Source organism: Rhizobium sp. F40D2, from assembly GCF_051810745.2.
Taxonomy (GTDB): domain Bacteria; phylum Pseudomonadota; class Alphaproteobacteria; order Rhizobiales; family Rhizobiaceae; genus Rhizobium.
Genome location: NZ_CM131436.1, coordinates 3,999,939 through 4,019,933, shown reverse-complemented (window position 1 = coordinate 4,019,933; position 19,995 = coordinate 3,999,939). Strand labels below are relative to the sequence as shown.

Below are 19,995 nucleotides of genomic sequence, written 5' to 3'. Positions count from 1 at the left end.
AAGGGCAGGAAACACATGGCTGAATCCTACGACATCATCATCATCGGCTCCGGTCCCGGCGGCTATGTCGCCGCCATCCGCGCCGCTCAGCTCGGCCTCAAGACCGCGATCGTCGAGCGCGAGCATATGGGCGGGATCTGCCTGAACTGGGGCTGCATCCCGACCAAGGCGCTGCTGCGCTCGGCCGAGGTGCTGGATCACGCCAATCACTTCAAGGATTACGGCCTTGTTCTCGAAGGCACGGTCAAGCCGGATGCCAAGGCCGTCGTTGGCCGCTCGCGCGCCGTCTCCGCCCGTCTCAATGCCGGCGTCGGCTTCCTGATGAAGAAGAACAAGATCGACATCATCTGGGGCGAGGGAAAGATCACCAAACCAGGCGAGATCGTCGTCGGCAAGTCGTCGAAGCCCGTGGTCGAGCCGCAGCACCCGCTGCCGAAGAACGTCAAGGGCGAGGGCACCTACACCGCCAAGCACATCATCATCGCCACCGGCGCCCGCCCGCGTGCGCTGCCCGGCATCGAGCCCGACGGTAAGCTGATCTGGACCTATTTCGAAGCGTTGAAGCCGGAAGCGCTGCCGAAGTCGCTGATCGTCATGGGGTCGGGCGCGATCGGCATCGAATTCGCAAGCTTCTACCGCTCGATGGGCGTCGACGTGACGGTTGTGGAAGTCATGCCGACCATCATGCCGGTCGAGGATGCCGAAATCACCGCTATCGCCCGCAAGCAGCTTGAAAAGCGCGGCCTCAAGATCTTCACCAGCGCTAAGGTGACGAAGGTCGAGAAGGGCGCGAGCAGCATCACCGCCCATGTCGAGACGTCAGACGGCAAGGTGCAGCAGATCACCGCTGACCGGATGATTTCAGCCGTCGGCGTTCAGGGCAACATCGAAAATCTCGGCCTCGAGGCGCTTGGCATCAAGACCGATCGCGGCTGCGTCGTCGCCGACGGTTACGGCAAGACCAATGTTTCGGGCATCTATGCGATCGGCGATGTTGCCGGCCCGCCGATGCTGGCGCACAAGGCTGAGCATGAAGGGGTCGTCTGCGTCGAGAAAATTGCTGGCCTGCCGAATGTTCACCCCACCGACAAGGGCAAGGTTCCGGGCTGCACCTATTGCAATCCGCAAGTCGCCTCCGTCGGCCTTACCGAAGCCAAGGCCAAAGAGCTCGGCCGCGACATCCGCGTCGGCCGCTTCTCCTTCGCGGCAAACGGCAAGGCGATCGCGCTCGGCGAAGACCAGGGCATGGTCAAGGTGATCTTCGACAAGAAGACCGGCGAACTGCTCGGTGCCCACATGGTCGGCGCCGAAGTCACCGAGCTCATCCAGGGCTTCGTCGTCGCAATGAACCTCGAGACGACCGAGGAAGAACTGATGCACACCATCTTCCCGCATCCCACAGTCTCCGAAACGATGAAGGAAGCGGTGCTCGATGCCTATGGCCGCGTGCTGAACGCTTGATAATTTCCAAAGCTGCCCTCTATCCCGAGGCGGCGAAGCCATCCTCCGGGATGGCCCAGGCCATCCCTCGGGGGCTGGAAAAAACGAAAGGAAATCATCATGTCTATGGAGACGCAGGCGTTGTTGGTGTTTTTGCTGATCGGCCTGGTTGCAGGCTTCCTCGCAAGTCTGGTCGTCGGTGGTGGCGGCTTGATCAGATGCCTGCTGAGCGGCATCATCGGCGCCTTCGTCGGCGGTTATCTGTTCAGCGCGCTCGGCATATCGCTGGGCATTGAAAACGCGCTGGTCGTGCAGATCATCCACGCCACCGTCGGCGCCATCATCGTGGTGCTGATCGCCAGGGCGGTCGCTTAAGGGTAAGGGCAGGTATGGAAGGCATGGGCTGGATTTCGGCAATCATCATCGGCGGGCTTGCAGGCTGGCTGGCCGGCAAGCTGATGGAGGCGCGGTACGGGATTTTCCTGAACATTGTGCTCGGCATTGTCGGCTCGATCGTTGCCACCGCCATCCTCGCTGAGTTCCATGTCCAGCTCGCCGGCGGACGGCTCGGTTATTTCGTGACGGGTTTCCTCGGCGCCTGCCTGCTGATATTCCTGGCGCGGCTGGTGCGGCGCTAGATCCAAGAGATGATGCCGCTTAGGGGCGGCGGAAGGCTGATACTGCAATGGTGACCATTCTCGATACGATCAATCCCGACGCCAAGCGCGTGCGCCATCCCGAGAAGGCGCATCGGCCTGATACCGAGGTCATGCGCAAGCCGGACTGGATCCGCGTCAAGGCGCCGACCTCCAAGGGTTATGCCGAGACCCGGGCGATCGTGAAGGAGCACAAGCTCGTCACCGTCTGCGAGGAGGCGGGCTGCCCGAATATCGGCGAGTGCTGGGACAAGAAGCACGCCACCTTCATGATCATGGGCGAGGTCTGTACGCGCGCCTGCGCCTTCTGCAACGTCGCCACCGGCAAGCCGAACGCGCTCGATATGGCCGAGCCGGAAAACGTCGCCAAGGCGGTCAAGGAGATGGGCCTATCCCACGTCGTCATCACTTCGGTCGACCGCGACGACCTGGAGGACGGCGGCGCCGAACACTTCGAAAAGGTGATCTGGGCGATCCGCGCGGCTTCGCCGGCAACGACGATCGAAATCCTGACGCCCGACTTCCTGAAGAAGCCGGGCGCTTTGGAGCGCGTCGTCGCCGCCAAGCCCGACGTTTTCAACCACAATATGGAAACGGTTCCCGGCAACTACCTGACGGTCCGCCCCGGTGCCCGCTATTTCCATTCCATCCGGCTGCTGCAGCGGGTGAAGGAACTCGATCCCACCATGTTCACCAAATCGGGCATCATGGTCGGCCTTGGCGAGGAGCGCAACGAGGTGCTGCAGCTGATGGACGATCTGCGGACCGCCGATGTCGACTTCCTGACGATCGGCCAGTACCTGCAGCCGACCCGCAAGCATCACAAGGTCGAAAGCTTCGTCACGCCGGACGAGTTCAAGTCCTACGAGACGGTCGCCTACAGCAAGGGCTTCCTGATGGTCGCCTCCAGCCCGCTGACCCGCTCCTCCCACCATGCCGGCGACGACTTCGCCCGGCTGAGAGCGGCCCGCGAAAAGAAGCTGCTGATGGCGGCTGAGTAAGGTTTCGCGCCTTTTATCAGCCCGTTGTTAGAACGGCCAACCACGCTTTCGGCTGCTCGGGCTCTTCCCACCGCTGGCCGGTTCGCGCCGATGGCCGCCCCTCACCCTAACCCTCTCCCCGTAAAAACGGGGAGAGGGGACATGCCCTGCAAGAGGTAGAATGGGAACCGAAAGGTTGCGGCATATCCTCTTCGCCCCGCAAGCGGGGAGAAGGTGCCGGCAGGCAGATGAGGGGCAACCGCGGCAATCTCCATGACCGAGGTGTCGCATTTGAGGGAGCCGATGAAAGGCACATCCAGTTTGAAAGCGATGCTGGCCGAAGCCGATCGTATCCTGGTGATCGGCTGCCCCGGCAGCGGCAAGAGCACGCTCGCAAAACAGCTGTCGCGATCGCTGGACCTTCGCCACATCTCCATGGACCGCGACTTCTACTGGCTGCCGGGCTGGAGAAAGAGGCCGCGCGATGAGATCGACCGCCTTGTCGCCAAGGCCGTGGCGGGAGAGCGCTGGATCATGGATGGGACCGGCCTCAGTTCCTTCCATCTGCGCCTGCCACGGGCTGACGTCGTCATTTGGCTTCGTCCGCCAAGATATGTGTGCCTGTACGGTGCGATCTCGCGAGCCTTCCGCTATTTCGGTCGCAACCGTCCCGAACTGCCTGTCGGTTGCCCTGAACGCCTCTCCCAGGAAGCGTTTGCCGATATCTGGAATTTCGAGCGGGACGCCGTCCCCTTGATCGAGGCGGCACTCCGGGACTATGCCGCCGGGATCGCCCAACACGGCGACGACGTGCCAATTCTCCAGCTAAAATCCCGCCGTCAGATGCATGAGCTTCTTGATCTTCTCCCCGGCCCGCTTAATTGCCGCCTATGCCGCAATTCGAAACCCATCGTCCCGTCCCGCACACGCCCGACCAGATGTTCGACCTCGTTGCCGACGTCGAGCGCTATCCGGAATTCCTGCCGCTCTGCGAAGCCCTTGCCATCAGGAGCCGCAAGGAGCGCGACGGCAAGATCCTGCTCGTCGCCGATATGACGGTCGGTTACAAGGCGATCCGCGAGACCTTTACGACCCAGGTGCTGCTGAACCGCGCCGAGCACGTCATCGAGGTCAAATATATCGACGGCCCGTTCAGATACCTCGACAATCGCTGGCATTTCGCCGAGACGCCGACCGGCGGCTGCACCGTCGATTTCTTCATCGACTACGAGTTCAAGAGCCGCATTCTCGGGGCATTGATGGGCTCGATGTTCGACCGCGCCTTCCGCATGTTCACGGAAGCCTTCGAGACCAGGGCAAGCAGGATCTACGCGCCGGCCTAACGCGGCGATTGCCGGCGTCGGTCAGCCGGCGAGGAGCGAACGCACCATCTCCAGCGCCGTCCGGATCGTTGCCAGCCGAACCTCGCTGCGGCCGATATCGCCGTAAAACATCTTTTGGTGAATGAGTATGCCGCTGCGTGACTTGGCGGCGAGATGCACGAGGCCGACCGGTTTCTCCGCCGATCCGCCGCCGGGGCCGGCAATGCCGGTGACGGCGACGGCGATGTCGGCGCGCGAGCGGAAGAGGGCGCCATGCACCATCTGCCGCGCCGTTTCCTCGGAGACCGCCCCGAAGCGCAACAGCGTTGCCGCTTGCACGCCAAGCAGCTCGATCTTTGCCGTATTCGTGTAGGTGACGAAGCCGCGGTCGACGACGGCCGATGAGCCGGATATCTCCGTCAGCGCGCCGGCGATCAGCCCGCCGGTGCAGGATTCGGCGCTCGAGATCATCAGCCCGGCGGCCGTGAAGTCACGGATGACCGTCTGCGCCGCCGAAAGGATATCCTCGGGAAAAAGGCTCACCGTTTCCCCCCGCGATAAACGACCGTCGCCGTGGCGATCGCCGCGATGCCTTCGCGCCGGCCGACGAAGCCGATGGTCTCGTTGGTCGTCGCCTTGACCGAGCAGCGCTCGATATCGATGCCGAGATACTCCGACAATTTCGCCCGCATGCTCTGGCGATGCGGCCCGACCTTCGGCGCCTCGGCGATCAGCGAGACATCGGCATTCATGATCGTGCCGCCGTGCTCGCGCACGATCCGGGCGGCGTGCTCGATGAAGATGCGCGAGGCCGCCCCCTTCCATTGCGGGTCGGAGGGCGGGAAATGATCGCCGATATCGCCGGCGCCGCAGGTGGCAAGCAGCGCGTCCGTCAGCGCGTGTAGCGCGACGTCGGCATCCGAATGGCCTTTGAGCTTCTGGTCGTGCGGAATGAACACGCCGCAGAGTGTGACGCCATTGCCTGCTTCGAGCTGATGCACGTCGTAACCGTTGCCGGTGCGCACGTCCGGAAGCTGCGAGGCCGATAGCTTGTCGTCAGCCATGGCGATGTCCTTCTTGACCGTCAGCTTGACGTTATCAGGCGTGCCCGCGACGATCGTCACCGGAATGCCCAGCCATTCGGCGATCGAAGCGTCGTCGGTGAAATCGCTTCGCCCGCTTGCCGCCGCCTTCTCGTGCGCATCGAGGATCGATTCGAAAGCGAAGGATTGCGGTGTCTGCGCCGCATAGAGATGCTCGCGCGAAACCGTCGTCAGCACGGTGCCGGCGCTGTCGGCGCGTTTCAGCGTGTCGGTGACCGGGATCGCCGGCAGCACCGCCTGCGCGCCATTGTCGAGGCTTTCGGCAATGCGGTCGAGAAGCACATGGTCGAAGAACGGCCGCACAGCGTCGTGGATCAGCACATGGCTGATACGCTTGTCCTTTAGGTGCCTAAGGCCGGCCAGCACCGATTGCTGTCGGGTCGGCCCGCCATGCACCATTTCGATCGGCGTTGCCGAGATGATATGGCGCAATGCTCTCGCAAACAGCGCCTCGTCATCGGGATGAATGACGACGACGATCTCAGTTGCCGGCTCCCATGTCATGAAGTTTTCAAGCGTATGCACGATAACCGGCTTGCCGCCGATCATGCGATACTGCTTGGGGCCTTCCTTGGAGGAGCCTGCACGTTCACCGCGGCCGGCGGCAACGATGACAATTCCAGCCGATATCGGTTGCTTGGAAGGCATTTGCAGCATAAATCCCCTAAAATATGCGGAATTGACCCGAGTGCTCTAACGTCTTGCTTTGGCCTTTTCCAGCATCTGCCCAAAAAATATCGATTTCGATCAGAGCCCCCTTGGCAAGCCGAGGAACAATGGCTAAAAATCATGCACTTCCACAGTGTGCCCGAAAGATAATCATTTGATTTCCAAGGACCTCGCAGCGCCTTTCCGAATAGGACCCGTATCGGTGCGGAACCGCGTTGTGCTGGCGCCGATGTCCGGCGTCACCGACATGCCCTTCCGCGAGCTTGCCTGGCGCTTCGGCGCCGGCCTCGTCGTTACCGAAATGGTGGCGAGCCGCGAACTGGTCAACGACACGACCGAATCCTGGTCGCGGCTCAGGGCGGCGGGCTTCCGGCCGCACATGGTGCAGCTCGCCGGCCGGGAGGCGCACTGGATGGCGGAGGCGGCGAAGATCGCTGCCGATCACGGCGCCGATATCATCGACATCAATATGGGCTGCCCGGCAAAGAAGGTGATCGGCGGTTATTCCGGCTCGGCGCTAATGCGTGATCCCGATCATGCGCTCGGCCTCATCGAGGCGACGGTCAAGGCCGTCGATATTCCTGTGACGCTGAAGATGCGCCTCGGCTGGGATGAGAATTCCATCAACGCGCCTGAGATCGCGCGCCGCGCCGAGGCGGCCGGTATCCAGCTCGTGACCATTCACGGGCGCACCCGCATGCAATTCTATGAAGGCCGCGCCGATTGGGACGCGATCGGTCCCGTCCGCGAGGCAATCTCGATTCCGCTGATTGCCAATGGCGATGTCGAAAACGCCGTGGATGCGCAGGAAATATTGCGCCGCTCCGGCGCTGATGCCGTCATGATTGGGCGAGGCTGCCAGGGCAGGCCGTGGCATGCCGGGGTGCTCGCCGGTGCAGCTGAGCCGCGACGCGAAGACATTGCCGATATTGCCGTCGAACATTACCGCATGATGCTCGATTTCTACGGTGAAGCGGTGGCGATCCGCCACGCCCGCAAGCATCTCGGCTGGTATATCGAGCGTTTCGCGCCTGATCTCGCTGGCGGCGACAAGGCTGCAATCATGACCTCGCGCGATCCGCGAGAGGTGGCCGCGCGCCTTTATGAGGCATTGGCATCGGGTGTTATCGACAGCCGGGAGGCGGCATGACGAAGGATATGACTTCTCCGCCCGATCAGGCCGGCGGAACCGTCGCCATGGCCGTGCTCAACGCCATCCAGAACCCAGTCGTCATGGTCGACGAATCCGGCTTCGTCGTTTTCGCCAATTGGGAGGCGGAAGCCTTCTTCGGCGCCAGCGCCTCGCATCTGGCGCGCTACCGCATCTCGACCTTCATTCCCTTCGGCAGCCCGCTGCTCGCCCTGATCGACCAGGTGCGTGAGCGTAAGGCCCCGGTCAACGAATACCGTGTCGACCTGAGTTCGCCGCGTCTCGGCCAGGACAAGCTCGTTGATCTCTACGTCGCCCCGGTGCTCAGCGAACCCGGCGCCGTCGTCATCGTCTTCCAGGAGCGTTCGATGGCCGACAAGATCGACCGGCAGCTGACGCATCGCGCCGCCGCCCGCTCAGTGACCGGTCTCGCTTCGATGCTGGCCCACGAGATCAAGAACCCGCTCTCCGGCATCCGCGGCGCCGCCCAGCTGCTCGAACAATCCGCGGTCGATGATGACCGGGCGCTGACACGGCTGATCTGCGACGAAACCGACCGTATCGTCTCGCTGGTCGACCGCATGGAAGTTTTTTCTGACGAACGCCCGGTCGACCGCATGCCCGTCAACATTCATTCCGTGCTCGATCACGTGAAGGCCGTCGCCAGGGCGGGTTTTGCCCGCAACATCCGCGTGACCGAGAGTTACGACCCGTCGCTGCCGGCCGTCTATGCCAATCGCGACCAGCTCGTGCAGGTCTTCCTCAATCTGGTGAAAAATGCTGCCGAAGCGGTCGGCGATCGGCCGGATGGCGAGATCCTGCTGACGACGGCCTATCGCCCCGGCATCCGTCTCTCGGTCGCCGGCACGCGCGAGAAAATCTCGCTGCCGCTCGAATTCTGCGTCCATGACAATGGCCCCGGCGTTCCCGCCGATCTGCTGCCGCATCTTTTCGATCCGTTCATCACCACCAAGACCAACGGCAGCGGCCTCGGCCTGGCGCTGGTCGCCAAGATCATCGGCGATCACGGCGGCATCATCGAATGCGACAGCCAGAACAGCCGCACGACATTCCGCGTCCTCATGCCGGCGTCGAAGGACGCCTCGCTCGAAGACGCCTCTTCCGCAAGCTCGACAGGACCTTCTCGATGACAGCTACGATCCTCGTTGCAGATGATGATGCGGCCATCCGCACCGTGCTCAACCAGGCTTTGAGCCGCGCCGGCTATGAGGTTCGCATCACCTCCAACGCCGCTACCCTCTGGCGTTGGATTTCGGCGGGTGAGGGCGATCTGGTCGTTACCGACGTGGTGATGCCTGACGAAAACGCCTTCGATCTGCTGCCGCGCATCAAGAAGGCGCGTCCCGACCTGCCCGTCCTCGTCATGAGCGCGCAGAACACCTTCATGACCGCCATCAAGGCCTCGGAGAAGGGCGCCTACGACTATCTGCCGAAACCCTTCGATCTCACCGAGCTGATCGGCATCATCGGCCGCGCGCTCGCCGAACCGAAGCGCAAGCCGGCCAAACTCGAAGAGGACATGCAGGACGGCATGCCGCTCGTCGGCCGGTCGGCGGCGATGCAGGAAATCTATCGTGTGCTCGCCCGGCTGATGCAGACGGACCTGACGCTGATGATCACCGGCGAATCCGGCACGGGCAAGGAGCTTGTCGCCCGCGCGCTGCATGATTACGGCAAGCGCCGCAACGGCCCCTTCGTGGCGATCAACATGGCGGCGATCCCGCGCGACCTGATCGAATCGGAACTCTTCGGCCATGAGAAAGGCGCCTTCACCGGCGCGCAGACCCGCTCGACCGGCCGCTTCGAGCAGGCCGAAGGCGGCACGCTGTTCCTCGACGAGATCGGCGACATGCCGATGGATGCCCAGACCCGGCTTCTGCGCGTGCTGCAGCAGGGTGAATACACCACCGTTGGCGGCCGCACGCCGATCCGCACCGACGTGCGCATCGTCGCCGCCACCAACAAGGATCTGAAACAGGCGATCAACCAGGGCCTCTTCCGCGAGGATCTCTATTATCGCCTCAATGTCGTGCCGCTGCGGCTGCCGCCGCTGCGCGACCGTGCCGAGGACATTCCCGATCTCGTGCGCCATTTCATCCAGCAGGCGGAGAAGGAAGGCCTCGGCTCCAAGCGCTTCGATCAGGAAGCCCTGGAACTGATGAAGGCCTATGCCTGGCCGGGCAACGTCCGAGAGCTGGAAAACCTCATCCGCCGCCTGATGGCGCTTTATCCGCAGGATATCATCACCCGCGAAATCATCGACGCGGAACTTCGCTCCGACGTGCCTGACAGCCCGATCGACAAGGGTCCGATGCGCAGCGGCTCGATGACGATCGCCCAGGCCGTCGAGGAGAACATGCGCACCTATTTCTCGGGCTTCGGCGAAAACCTGCCGCCGCCCGGCCTCTATGACCGCGTGCTGACGGAAATGGAATATCCGCTGATCCTAGCTGCGCTCACAGCGACACGCGGCAATCAGATCAAGGCAGCCGATCTGCTCGGCCTCAACCGCAACACTCTGCGCAAGAAGATCAGGGAGCTCGGTGTCTCGGTCTATAGAAGCTCACGCACTGCCTGAATGAAAACTGGCTGAACGAAAAGAGGGCGGCGGGCCCTCATGTTGCCCACCGCCCACTTCGTCCCGGCGTCCGCCGCCACGGTCGGGAAGAGACTTGACTCTAGCCGAGCTGGGTCGGGGTTTATATCCGAGCGGACAAACAAAAGCCCAGTGTCATTCAACGGTCACAGAGCATTTGCGACGTGCGGTTTGCCGCCGGGCGAATGTCATTGAAGTTGCTGCGGTCGTAGCCGCCGTGCCTGTGGATAGGCTGTGGATAACAGGTGGATGACCCGGGCTATCGGCGGGCGATAACGTCCGCAACTCCACTTGCATGTTGCCAATCCGTTCCGAATCTCGTCATCTGCCTTTGCTGCTGTCGACCTCCGCCGCAAACGTCGTCGATTGCATGCTACGGGCGCTCCGGCTGATGTCGTGGAGCGCCCTTTTTCTTTCCGCTCCTCGCATATCGTCGTGCATGCCATAGATTACGCGAGTCGGTCGTCGATCGATCGCGCAACGCCGGTGACCGGCCGGCACATTTTTCAGGAGCTGCATGATGGAATATCGTCGTCTGGGAAAGTCGGGTCTGCAAGTGAGCGAGTTTTCGTTCGGCTCATGGGTGACATTCGGCAAGCAGGTCAATGGTGGCGACGCCGTCGACCTCATGAAACTTGCCTATGACAACGGGGTGAACTTCTTCGACAATGCCGAAGGATACGAAAGCGGCAAGTCCGAGATCGTCATGGGCGAAGCGCTGAAGTCGCTTGGCTGGAGCCGCGACAGCTTCGTCGTCTCGAGCAAGGTCTTCTGGGGCGGCCAGAAGCCGACGCAGCGCGGCCTGTCGCGCAAGCACGTGACCGATGCTTGCCATGCCGCGCTGAAGAGACTCCAGATCGACTACCTCGACCTCTATTTCTGCCACCGGCCGGATATCGACACGCCGATCGAGGAAACGGTCCGGGCGATGCACGATCTCGTTGCCCAGGGCAAGGTGCTCTACTGGGGGACGTCGGAATGGTCCGCGCAGCAATTGACGGAAGCCTACGCCGTGGCGCGCGACCTGCGCATCACGCCACCGACCATGGAGCAGCCCCAGTACAACATCTTCGAACGCCAGAAGGTCGAATCCGACTATCTCCCGCTCTACGACCTGATCGGCCTCGGCACCACCATCTGGTCGCCGCTCGCATCGGGCGTCTTGACCGGCAAATATAATAACGGTGTGCCGGCTGACAGCCGTATGAACCTGCCGGGCTACGAATGGCTGAAGGAGAAATGGTCCAGCGACGCCGGCCGCGCCCAGCTCAAGCAGGTGGGTGAGCTCGCAAAGCTCGCGGACGAGATCGGCCTGTCGATCACCCATCTCGCTTTGTTGTGGTGCCTCGCCAATCGCAACGTCTCCACCGTCATTCTCGGCGCATCGCGCGCCAGCCAGCTGCAGGACAATCTCGCGGCTCTTTCGCACAGGCAGAAGATGACGCCTGACGTGATGCACCGGATCGACACGATCGTTGGAAACAAGCCGGAAGGCCCGCGTCGCTTCTAGAGGAAGCAGACCTCCCTCGACGGTCGAATTAAGGCCCCGTCGAGGGAAAGCCGCTAGCCAGCCGTTCCAGCGCGATGGCACGCGCAGCGGGCCAAGTGGTATTCTCCTGGTCGCAGGATACGGCGAGCGTCTGGGCCAAAAGTTCTCAATGCCGTCTTTTGTCGAGACGGCCCGTTGAGACATTTTGAGAGATCGAGATATTGAGAATTTTCTTGATTTTGCTGGCAGCAATCGTGCTCTTTACCAGTGCATGGACGTTCATCAGGTTCAAAACGGCAGGCCACGTCTGGGAGGTCTCGCACGATTGCGGAAACCGTGGGTCGATCAGCGACAGCGAGTTCATAACCGCCGCTGTAGGTCAATCCATTCGAGCATCTGAAAATTCACCTTACTTTCTCCAGTCATCGCGGATGACGTCTAACTACAGGTTTGCAGCAGAATTCCTTATGAAGCACCCGGATTGCTGCAGTATTTATCGCGGATTCCCAAACGATTACTTTGCTCCTGAGACGTTCGAGCAGTACATGACGAGGACGTTTGCGAAGGTCGTAAAAATAAACTTCATGAAGGAGGATATTTCTAACGGAGCATACGTCGGGAGGCTCACGTCCCACTATGTGAAGCTCGATCCGTGCGCAAATCAACTCGATTAGGGCGTAAAATGGCGGCGTGACAACCACAGACGTCGACAACGGAGGCCAACTCGACCAATCGTCGTGGGCGACGGCAAGGGTTAAGACGGCTTGACAATGTCACGGAGTGCGTTGCATTTTCGCCACAATGCGTTGCTTAAAGGTCACGCAGGGTTTTGGACATTCGCTCCCGATCGAGTCGTTCCAGCGCTGGCTTTTTTGAGCCGGCGTTCTTTGGTTTCGATCGGATGGCGCGGGCGGCGGGTGCCGTCTGAAGAGAGGCCGAATGACGCAGGATGGGGTATCGCCGGCGGCGGCGGGCGAGGCGGTGACCACGGTGACCGATCGCCGCGCCCTTTTCGCCGTGCCCGGCCTAGTGCTTGCCGGCGGCGCGCTTCTCTGCGCCACGGCGACGCTTTTCGTTCTGCTCGGCTTCACACCGATCGCGCCGACGTCGCATGTCGTCATCACCTCGGTCATCGTCAACTCCTTCTTCGTCCTGACGCTGCTGGCGCTGATCGCCCGCGAGGTGGCAAGGCTGCTCAAGGCGCGCACCCGCGGCCGGGCGGCCGCACGCCTGCACATCCGCATCGTCGTGCTCTTCTCGATCGTCGCGATCACGCCGGCGATCCTCGTCGCCATCTTTGCCAGCATCACGCTGAATGCCGGCCTCGACCGCTGGTTTGCGCTGCGCACCCAGTCGATCGTCAGCTCGTCGCGCAATATCGGCCAGGCCTATATGATGGAAAACGCCAGCTACCTGCAGGGGCAGACGGTTTCCATGGCCAACGATCTGGAGCGCAACCGCGCGCTCTACAACCTCGACAGGACGGGCTTTGCCGACTTGATGACGCGTCAGGCGAGGGGCCGCGGCCTGCTCGGCTCCTTCCTCGTCGAACGCGACGGCTCGGTCATCGTCCAGGCCGACATCACCACCGAAAAGCCGTTGCCGGCAATCCCGCAAGACGCGCTGGAGAAGGCCGCGGCCGGCCAGCCGACGCTCATTCCGCCAGGCGTCACCAACCTTGTCGGCGCCATCATCAAGCTCGATGCCATCCCGGGCACCTTCCTCTATACGGTGCGCGCCGTCGATCCCAAGGTCATGGGCGCCATGCGCATGATGGAGGAGAACGCCACCGAATATCGGTCGATGGAAGCCAATCGCTTCTCGCTGCAGATCGCCTTCGCCGTGCTCTATATCGGCTTCGCGCTGATCGTGTTGCTCGCGGCGATCTGGACGGCGATAGCGGTAGCCGACCGCATCGTCCGGCCGATCCGGCTCTTGATCACCGCGGCCGACAGCGTCGCATCGGGCAATATGGATATCGTCGTGCCGGTGCACGCCGTCGATGGCGACGTCGCCAATCTTTCGCGCACCTTCAACAAGATGATCTCGGAAATCCGCACCCAGCGCGACGAGATTCTCGAAGCCAAGGACGAGGTCGACGACCGGCGCCGCTTCATCGAAGCGGTGCTGTCGGGCGTCACCGCCGCCGTCATGGGCGTCGAGCATGACCGCCGCATCGCCATCGTCAACAGTTCGGCCGAGACGCTGATGTCGCTGCCGGCCGATAAAATGCTCGGCAAGCAGCTGGCCGACATCGCGCCGGAGGTCGATCACGTGCTGACCGAGGCGGCGTCGCGTCATCGCGGCGATTTCCGCAAGCAGATCGCGCTCGTGCGCGGCGGCACCGTGCGGACGCTGAGCGTGCAGGTCACCCGCGAGGAGGTGCGCGATATGAGCAGATCCTACGTGATCACGCTCGACGACATCACCGACCTCGTCATCGCCCAACGCTCGACCGCCTGGGGCGACGTCGCACGGCGCATCGCCCATGAAATCAAGAACCCGCTGACCCCGATCCAGCTTTCCGCCGAGCGCATCCAGCGCCGCTACGGCAAACAGATCGACCCAGGCGACCGGACCGTCTTCGACCAGTGCACGGATACGATCATCCGCCAGGTCGGCGATATCGGCCGCATGGTCGACGAATTCTCCGCCTTCGCCCGTATGCCGAAGCCGACCAAGGAGCCGAGCGACCTGCGCGAGATCCTGCGCGACGCGATCTTCCTGCGCGAGATGGGCAACAGTCACGTCACCTTCGAGCAGGATTTCGGCGACCAGCCGCTGGAGGGCCTGTTCGACAGCCGCATGCTCGGTCAGGCTTTTGGAAATCTGATCAAGAATGCCGTGGAGGCGATCGAGGCCGTTCCTAGCGACGAACGGGATGAACGCAAGATTCTCGTTCGCGCCGCCCTCGATGCCGCCCGTGACCGCTTCACCGTCGATGTCATCGACAATGGCCGCGGCCTGCCGGTGGAGAACCGCCACAGTATTCTGGAACCCTATATGACGATGCGCGAGAAGGGCACCGGCCTCGGTCTCGCCATCGTCAAGAAGATCATCGAAGAACATGGCGGGCAGCTCGAGCTGCATGATGCGCCAGCCGATTTTGACCGGGGAAGAGGGGCCATGATCCGCGTGCATCTGCCACGCCGGGATTCGACGCCCGCCTCTCCCGCAGCCAATGACAAGGAAAGCGTTTATGGCCTCTGATATTCTCGTCGTCGACGACGAGCACGATATTCGCGAGATCGTTTCCGGCATTCTCTCCGACGAGGGACACGAAACGCGCACGGCCCATGACAGCGACAGCGCGCTGGCGGCGATATCAGATCGTGTGCCGCGGCTGATCTTCCTCGATATCTGGATGCAGGGCAGCAAACTCGATGGTCTGTCGCTGCTCGACGAGATCAAGACCCGCCATCCGGATCTGCCCGTCGTGATGATCTCGGGCCACGGCAATATCGAGACCGCCGTCTCGGCCATCAAGCGCGGCGCCTTCGATTTCATCGAAAAGCCTTTCAAGGCCGACCGGCTGATCCTGATCGCCGAACGGGCGCTGGAGAATTCCAAGCTGAAGCGCGAGGTCTCCGAGCTGAAGCGCCGCACCGGCGATGCTCTGGAGCTGATTGGCACCTCGGTTGCCGTGTCGCAGCTGCGCCAGACGATCGAGAAGGTCTCGCCGACCAACAGCCGCATCATGATCCTTGGCGCATCCGGCTCCGGCAAGGAGCTGGTGGCGCGGATGATCCACAAGAAGTCGGCCCGCGCCAACGGTCCCTTCGTGGCGATCAACGCTGCCAACATCACGCCCGATCGCATGGAGGTGGCGCTGTTCGGCACCGAGGGCACGCCCGGCCAGGCGCGCAAGATCGGCGCGCTCGAGGAAGCCCATCGCGGCATCCTCTATCTCGACGAAGTCGGCGAGATGCCGCGCGAGACGCAGAACAAGATCCTGCGCGTGCTGGTCGATCAGCAATTCGAGCGCGTCGGCGGCTCCAAGCGCGTCAAGGTCGACGTCCGCATCATCTCCTCCACAGCCTATAATCTCGAAAGCCGGATCACCGAGGGATGGTTCCGCGAGGATCTCTACCATCGCCTCGCCGTCGTGCCGGTACGTGTGCCGGCGCTCGCCGAACGGCGCGAGGATATTCCCTTCCTCGTCGATCAGCTGATGCGCCAGATTTCCGAGCAGGCCGGCATTCGTCCGCGCCGCATCGGCGACGACGCCATGGCGGTGCTGCAGGCGCATGATTGGCCGGGCAATATCCGCCAGCTGCGCAACAATATCGAGCGGCTGATGATCCTTGCCCGCACCGACGGGCCGGATGCGCCGATCACCGCGGATATGCTGCCGACCGATCTCGGCGACATGCTGCCGAAAGTTTCCGCCAAGAACGACTATCACATCATGACGCTGCCGCTGCGCGAAGCCCGCGAGATGTTCGAGAAGGATTATCTGATCGCCCAGATCAACCGCTTCGGCGGCAATATCTCGCGCACCGCCGAATTCGTCGGTATGGAGCGTTCGGCGCTGCACCGCAAGCTGAAGTCGCTCGGCGTCTAGAGCATGATGCCGAAACGTGACAGCGGTTTTCGGGCAACATCATGCTCCACTTTTTGATCTAGCAGGCGCGGCGATAACCGCGCCGCATTCTCTTATCGCCTTCCGGAAGACCAGTTTCCCATGCCGAGAATTGCCTATGTGAATGGCCGCTACGTCAAGCATTCCGATGCCAGCGTGCATATCGAAGACCGCGGTTACCAGTTCGCCGACGGCGTTTATGAGGTCTGCGAGGTGCGTCACGGCTATATCGTCGATCTCACCCGCCATCTGAACCGTCTCGATCGTTCACTCGGTGAGCTGCGCATTGCCTGGCCGATGGGCCGCGCCGCGCTGACGCAGGTGATCCGCGAGACGCTGCGGCGCAACCATGTCCGCAACGGGCTTTTCTATATGCAGGTAACACGCGGCGTCGCCCGGCGCGATCATGTCTTTCCGGCCGAGGGAACGCCGCCATCGCTGGTCATCACCGCCAAGAGCACCGATCCCAAAATCATCGCCGCCAAGAATGCCAATGGCATCAGGGCGATCACCGTGGTCGACAATCGCTGGGACCGCGTCGACATCAAATCCGTTGGCCTGCTGCCGAATGCCATGGCCCGCCAGCAGGCCAAGGAGGCCGGCGCCCAGGAGGCGATCTATGTCGACGGCGACGGCATGGTGAAGGAAGGGGCGGCGACCAATGTCTGGATTGTCGATCGCGATGGAATGCTGGTGACTCGGCCGGCCGAACACGGCATCCTGCGCGGCATTACCCGCACCACCTTGATGGATGTCGCAGCCAAGCTGGGTTTGCAGATTGCCGAGCGGAATTTCTCGGTTTCCGAGATGCTCGCAGCCCGCGAGGTCTTCCTCACCGCAGCCACAAGTATTTGTTTTCCGGTCGTTTCCGTCGATGGCCAGACGATCGCCAACGCTCATCCAGGCAGCGTTTCGCAGAAAGTCCGCGAAGCCTTTTTCGACGTTGCGGAAAAGATTGCGATTTGATACCAAGATTTGCTGGACGGGTGGAATGAGGGTGCCACCGGTCTTTGCATGGTGAGGTTGATTGATACTCCACCGGCCAGCTCAGGTCGGCAATAAAGAAAGAAGCGGCGCGATGGCGGAACGTTCTCAGAATCTTCAGGATCTATTTCTTAATACTGTTCGCAAGCAAAAGATTTCCCTGACAATCTTTTTGATCAACGGCGTGAAACTCACGGGCGTTGTTACGTCTTTTGACAATTTCTGTGTTCTTCTTCGCCGTGACGGCCATTCGCAGCTCGTGTATAAGCATGCGATCTCGACGATCATGCCGGGCCAGCCCATGCAGATGTTCGAGAGCGAAGAAGCAGCGTCCTAACAGGATCAGCCGTCATTTCGACACGCGATACCAAGAACGATTCGATCATCCCTGAGGCCGCCAAGCACAGGGACGATATGCGCGCGACCGTCGTCGTGCCGGTTTTGAAATCGCGCAGCCGCGGCGGCCAGAGCAGATCGGCCTCGACCCGCACGCCGGAAAGCCGTCTGGAAGAGGCGACGGGCCTTGCCCAGGCGATTGACCTCGACGTCGTCAGCGGCTCGATCGTCCCGGTCAACGATCCGAGACCGGCGACATTGCTCGGCACCGGCAAGATTGAGGAGATCAAGGCGTTGCTCGATGAACGCGATTCCGGTCTCGTCATCGTCGATCATCCACTGACCCCGGTGCAGCAGCGCAATCTCGAAAAGGAATGGAACGCCAAGGTCATCGACCGGACGGGCCTCATCCTCGAAATCTTCGGCCGCCGCGCCTCCACCAAGGAAGGCACGCTGCAGGTCGATCTCGCCCATCTGAACTATCAGAAGGGCCGGCTGGTCAGAAGCTGGACCCACCTTGAACGCCAGCGGGGCGGCGGCGGTTTCATGGGCGGCCCGGGCGAAACCCAGATCGAAGCCGACCGGCGGCTGCTGCAGGACCGCATCATCAAGCTCGAACGCGAGCTGGAGCAGGTCGTGCGCACCCGCCAGCTCCACCGCGCCAAGCGCCGCAAGGTGCCGCACCCGATCGTGGCGCTGGTCGGCTATACCAATGCCGGCAAATCGACGCTGTTCAACCGCATCACCGGCGCCGGCGTGCTGGCCGAAGACATGCTCTTTGCCACGCTCGACCCGACGCTGCGCCGCATGAAGCTGCCGCACGGCCGCACCGTTATCCTGTCCGACACCGTCGGCTTCATCTCCGATCTGCCGACCCATCTGGTCGCCGCTTTCCGGGCGACGCTGGAAGAGGTTTTGGAAGCCGATCTGATCCTGCATGTCCGGGATATGTCTGATCCCGACAACCAGGCCCAAAGCTCCGATGTGATGCGCATCCTTGGTGATCTCGGCATCGACGAGGCTGAAGCCGCGAAGCGGCTGATCGAGGTCTGGAACAAGATCGACCGGCTGGAGCCCGAGGTGCACGACACCATGGTGCAGAAGTCGGCCGGCGTCAGCAACGTCGTCGCCGTCTCAGCCGTCAGCGGCGAGGGCGTCGATACGCTGATGGACGAGATCAGCCGCAGGCTTTCCGGCGTAATGACCGAAACGACCGTCCGCCTTCCCGTCGACAAGCTGGCGCTACTGCCCTGGCTCTACGACCACGCGATCGTCGACGGCCGCGAGGACAATGAAGACGGATCGATCACGCTCGATCTGCGCCTTTCCGAAACCGAAGCCACCGAACTCGAACGCCGCATCGGCAACGGCCCGAAGTCTTCGAAGGAAGATTGGGAGCGGTAAAGCACTCGGCACGCCCTTCATTCTGCCCTTCGCTTGCGCTCAGGATGAGCTATCTCCGGCGACTTTAACCCACCCTCCGTCGTCCTCGGCCTTGAGCCGAGCATCCACGCCGCATCCACCGACAGTCGTGGCATGGGTCCTCGGCTCAAGGCCGAGGACGACGGAGAGTGGGGTTGGCTTCTCGCCAAACTCGGCCGATCTACCCAGCCGCATCGGCAACGGGTCAAAGCCGCCGCGCGAGGATTGGGAGCAGACGCATTCAGTCTCCGACGGGGTATCTCCGACAACTTTAGCCCCATCCTCCGTCATCCTCGGCCTTGAGCCGAGGATCCGTGCCGCGGCTGCTGGTGGGTGTCGTGTGGATGCTCGGCTCATGGCCGAGCATGACGGAGGGTGCGGCTGAACCCCACGCCAACTCACTCAGCTCCAGCCGTCACCGCCCGCTCAATTGCCTTCGCCGCCTGCCAGATTTCCTCCATACGCTCCAGCGTCGCCGCTTCCAGCGTCTCGCCTTCTTGATCAAGAACCTGCTCGATGTGACTGAAACGACGCCGAAACTTCGTATTCGTCCCGCGCAGCGCCTGTTCCGGATCGGTCTTCACATGCCGGCCAATATTGACGACCGCAAAGATCAGATCCCCCAGCTCGTCGCTGACCTTCCCCCGGTCGCCTTCGCGTAATGCCACCCGCAATTCGTCGATCTCCTCCTCGATCTTGTCGAGGATCGGTTCCAGGGCAGACCAGTCGAAGCCGACCTTGGCGGCACGTTCCTGCAGTTTCAGCGCTTCCGTCAAGGCCGGGAAACTGCGCTGCACCGAGCCGAGGAACCCGCCCTTGAAATCCTCGGTGATCCCGCCGCCTTGCCCGGCGCTCGGCGCGCTCGCGTTTTTCGGCCTGCTTGATCTCGTCCCACTGGATCTTCACCGCGTCGGGCGTGTCGGCCTCCGAGCGGGCAAAGACGTGCGGGTGGCGGCGGATCATCTTGGTGGTGATGGCGTTGACCACGTCGCCGAAGGAGAACTCGCCGGCCTCCTCGGCCATGCGGGCATGGAAGACCACCTGCAGCAGCAGGTCGCCGAGTTCGTCGCAAAGGTCATCCATATCGCCGCGCTCGATCGCGTCGGAGACCTCATAGGCCTCCTCGATCGTATAGGGCTTGATCGTCTCGAAGCTCTGCTCGATGTCCCAAGGGCAGCCGGTTTCGGGGTGGCGCAGCGCCGCCATGATCTCGATCAGCCGGGAAATATCTTTGGAAGGTTCCAT

16 protein-coding genes and 2 pseudogenes are annotated in these 19,995 nt (G+C 62.2%); 15 read left to right on the top strand and 3 right to left on the bottom strand.

Annotated elements, in window-relative coordinates; all coding sequences use genetic code 11:
- Nucleotides 1-15 precede the first annotated feature (15 nt).
- From lpdA to ACS4RS_RS19340, 6 genes and pseudogenes are all read left to right on the top strand, one after another.
- The gene (gene lpdA / locus ACS4RS_RS19365) at nucleotides 16-1,461 is read left to right on the top strand and encodes a dihydrolipoyl dehydrogenase (RefSeq protein WP_439009666.1); all 1,446 of its coding nucleotides are present in this window, start codon (nucleotides 16-18) and stop codon (nucleotides 1,459-1,461) included.
- 99 nt (nucleotides 1,462-1,560) lie between these two features.
- Entirely contained in the window at nucleotides 1,561-1,815 is a 255-nt protein-coding gene (locus ACS4RS_RS19360; protein ID WP_003539329.1) for a GlsB/YeaQ/YmgE family stress response membrane protein, read from the top strand.
- Nucleotides 1,816-1,829: 14 nt separating this feature from the next.
- Nucleotides 1,830-2,078: a GlsB/YeaQ/YmgE family stress response membrane protein gene (locus tag ACS4RS_RS19355; protein WP_439009667.1), complete on the top strand. Its 249-nt coding sequence runs from the start codon at nucleotides 1,830-1,832 to the stop codon at nucleotides 2,076-2,078.
- Nucleotides 2,079-2,125: 47 nt separating this feature from the next.
- Complete coding sequence (gene lipA, locus ACS4RS_RS19350; protein WP_439009668.1) at nucleotides 2,126-3,097, top strand: lipoyl synthase; 972 nt, start codon at nucleotides 2,126-2,128, stop codon at nucleotides 3,095-3,097.
- 282 nt (nucleotides 3,098-3,379) lie between these two features.
- A pseudogene (locus tag ACS4RS_RS19345) lies at nucleotides 3,380-3,952 on the top strand (AAA family ATPase); the annotation flags it as partial.
- A 14-nt stretch (nucleotides 3,953-3,966) separates the two neighbouring features.
- On the top strand, nucleotides 3,967-4,419 hold the full coding sequence (locus tag ACS4RS_RS19340; protein ID WP_003586640.1) for a type II toxin-antitoxin system RatA family toxin: 453 nt from the start codon (nucleotides 3,967-3,969) through the stop codon (nucleotides 4,417-4,419).
- 21 nt (nucleotides 4,420-4,440) lie between these two features.
- Here ACS4RS_RS19340 and ACS4RS_RS19335 read toward each other — a convergent pair whose 3' ends face one another.
- Entirely contained in the window at nucleotides 4,441-4,941 is a 501-nt protein-coding gene (locus tag ACS4RS_RS19335) for a CinA family protein (RefSeq protein WP_439009669.1), read from the bottom strand.
- The gene (locus ACS4RS_RS19330; RefSeq protein ID WP_449313790.1) at nucleotides 4,938-6,158 is read right to left on the bottom strand and encodes a bifunctional 2-C-methyl-D-erythritol 4-phosphate cytidylyltransferase/2-C-methyl-D-erythritol 2,4-cyclodiphosphate synthase; all 1,221 of its coding nucleotides are present in this window, start codon (nucleotides 6,156-6,158) and stop codon (nucleotides 4,938-4,940) included. The genes ACS4RS_RS19335 and ACS4RS_RS19330 overlap by 4 nt, the downstream gene beginning before the upstream one ends.
- A 145-nt stretch (nucleotides 6,159-6,303) precedes the next feature.
- On the opposite strand from ACS4RS_RS19330, the gene dusB reads away from it, so the two are divergent.
- From dusB to hflX, 9 genes are all read left to right on the top strand, one after another.
- A complete protein-coding gene (dusB, locus tag ACS4RS_RS19325; RefSeq protein ID WP_439009671.1) occupies nucleotides 6,304-7,320 on the top strand; it encodes a tRNA dihydrouridine synthase DusB in 1,017 nt (338 codons plus the stop codon).
- Nucleotides 7,317-8,471, top strand: a complete 1,155-nt coding sequence (locus ACS4RS_RS19320) for an ATP-binding protein (protein WP_439009672.1) — start codon at nucleotides 7,317-7,319, stop codon at nucleotides 8,469-8,471. Before dusB ends, ACS4RS_RS19320 begins: the two co-directional genes overlap by 4 nt.
- Nucleotides 8,468-9,919 carry a nitrogen regulation protein NR(I) gene (ntrC, locus tag ACS4RS_RS19315; RefSeq protein WP_449313789.1) on the top strand — a complete coding sequence of 484 codons (1,452 nt, stop codon included), beginning with the start codon at nucleotides 8,468-8,470 and terminating at the stop codon, nucleotides 9,917-9,919. Before ACS4RS_RS19320 ends, ntrC begins: the two co-directional genes overlap by 4 nt.
- Nucleotides 9,920-10,457: 538 nt before the next feature.
- Complete coding sequence (locus ACS4RS_RS19310) at nucleotides 10,458-11,447, top strand: voltage-dependent potassium channel subunit beta (RefSeq protein ID WP_439009673.1); 990 nt, start codon at nucleotides 10,458-10,460, stop codon at nucleotides 11,445-11,447.
- 918 nt (nucleotides 11,448-12,365) lie between these two features.
- Nucleotides 12,366-14,636: an ATP-binding protein gene (locus ACS4RS_RS19305; protein ID WP_449313788.1), complete on the top strand. Its 2,271-nt coding sequence runs from the start codon at nucleotides 12,366-12,368 to the stop codon at nucleotides 14,634-14,636.
- Nucleotides 14,626-15,990 carry a nitrogen assimilation response regulator NtrX gene (ntrX, locus tag ACS4RS_RS19300; protein WP_003573313.1) on the top strand — a complete coding sequence of 455 codons (1,365 nt, stop codon included), beginning with the start codon at nucleotides 14,626-14,628 and terminating at the stop codon, nucleotides 15,988-15,990. Before ACS4RS_RS19305 ends, ntrX begins: the two co-directional genes overlap by 11 nt.
- A 120-nt stretch (nucleotides 15,991-16,110) precedes the next feature.
- Nucleotides 16,111-16,974, top strand: coding sequence for a D-amino-acid transaminase (locus ACS4RS_RS19295; RefSeq protein ID WP_439009674.1), 864 nt, complete (start codon nucleotides 16,111-16,113; stop codon nucleotides 16,972-16,974).
- Between the two features lie 112 nt (nucleotides 16,975-17,086).
- Nucleotides 17,087-17,329: an RNA chaperone Hfq gene (gene hfq, locus ACS4RS_RS19290; RefSeq protein ID WP_003539403.1), complete on the top strand. Its 243-nt coding sequence runs from the start codon at nucleotides 17,087-17,089 to the stop codon at nucleotides 17,327-17,329.
- A 77-nt stretch (nucleotides 17,330-17,406) separates the two neighbouring features.
- Complete coding sequence (hflX, locus tag ACS4RS_RS19285) at nucleotides 17,407-18,732, top strand: GTPase HflX (protein ID WP_439009675.1); 1,326 nt, start codon at nucleotides 17,407-17,409, stop codon at nucleotides 18,730-18,732.
- A gap of 416 nt (nucleotides 18,733-19,148) precedes the next feature.
- Here the strand turns inward: hflX and mazG are convergent.
- Nucleotides 19,149-19,995: pseudogene (mazG, locus tag ACS4RS_RS19280) on the bottom strand (nucleoside triphosphate pyrophosphohydrolase).

What these genes read in the sequence shown, in the direction of transcription:
- lpdA (WP_439009666.1), top strand. Translation starts at nt 16, where the DNA reads ATGGCTGAATCCTACGACATCATCATCATCGGCTCCGGTCCCGGCGGC.
- ACS4RS_RS19360 (WP_003539329.1), top strand. Translation starts at nt 1,561, where the DNA reads ATGTCTATGGAGACGCAGGCGTTGTTGGTGTTTTTGCTGATCGGCCTG.
- ACS4RS_RS19355 (WP_439009667.1), top strand. Translation starts at nt 1,830, where the DNA reads ATGGAAGGCATGGGCTGGATTTCGGCAATCATCATCGGCGGGCTTGCA.
- lipA (WP_439009668.1), top strand. Translation starts at nt 2,126, where the DNA reads ATGGTGACCATTCTCGATACGATCAATCCCGACGCCAAGCGCGTGCGC.
- ACS4RS_RS19340 (WP_003586640.1), top strand. Translation starts at nt 3,967, where the DNA reads ATGCCGCAATTCGAAACCCATCGTCCCGTCCCGCACACGCCCGACCAG.
- ACS4RS_RS19330 (WP_449313790.1), bottom strand. Translation starts at nt 6,158, where the DNA reads ATGCTGCAAATGCCTTCCAAGCAACCGATATCGGCTGGAATTGTCATC.
- ACS4RS_RS19320 (WP_439009672.1), top strand. Translation starts at nt 7,317, where the DNA reads ATGACGAAGGATATGACTTCTCCGCCCGATCAGGCCGGCGGAACCGTC.
- ntrC (WP_449313789.1), top strand. Translation starts at nt 8,468, where the DNA reads ATGACAGCTACGATCCTCGTTGCAGATGATGATGCGGCCATCCGCACC.
- ACS4RS_RS19310 (WP_439009673.1), top strand. Translation starts at nt 10,458, where the DNA reads ATGGAATATCGTCGTCTGGGAAAGTCGGGTCTGCAAGTGAGCGAGTTT.
- ACS4RS_RS19305 (WP_449313788.1), top strand. Translation starts at nt 12,366, where the DNA reads ATGACGCAGGATGGGGTATCGCCGGCGGCGGCGGGCGAGGCGGTGACC.
- ntrX (WP_003573313.1), top strand. Translation starts at nt 14,626, where the DNA reads ATGGCCTCTGATATTCTCGTCGTCGACGACGAGCACGATATTCGCGAG.
- ACS4RS_RS19295 (WP_439009674.1), top strand. Translation starts at nt 16,111, where the DNA reads ATGCCGAGAATTGCCTATGTGAATGGCCGCTACGTCAAGCATTCCGAT.
- hfq (WP_003539403.1), top strand. Translation starts at nt 17,087, where the DNA reads ATGGCGGAACGTTCTCAGAATCTTCAGGATCTATTTCTTAATACTGTT.
- hflX (WP_439009675.1), top strand. Translation starts at nt 17,407, where the DNA reads ATGCGCGCGACCGTCGTCGTGCCGGTTTTGAAATCGCGCAGCCGCGGC.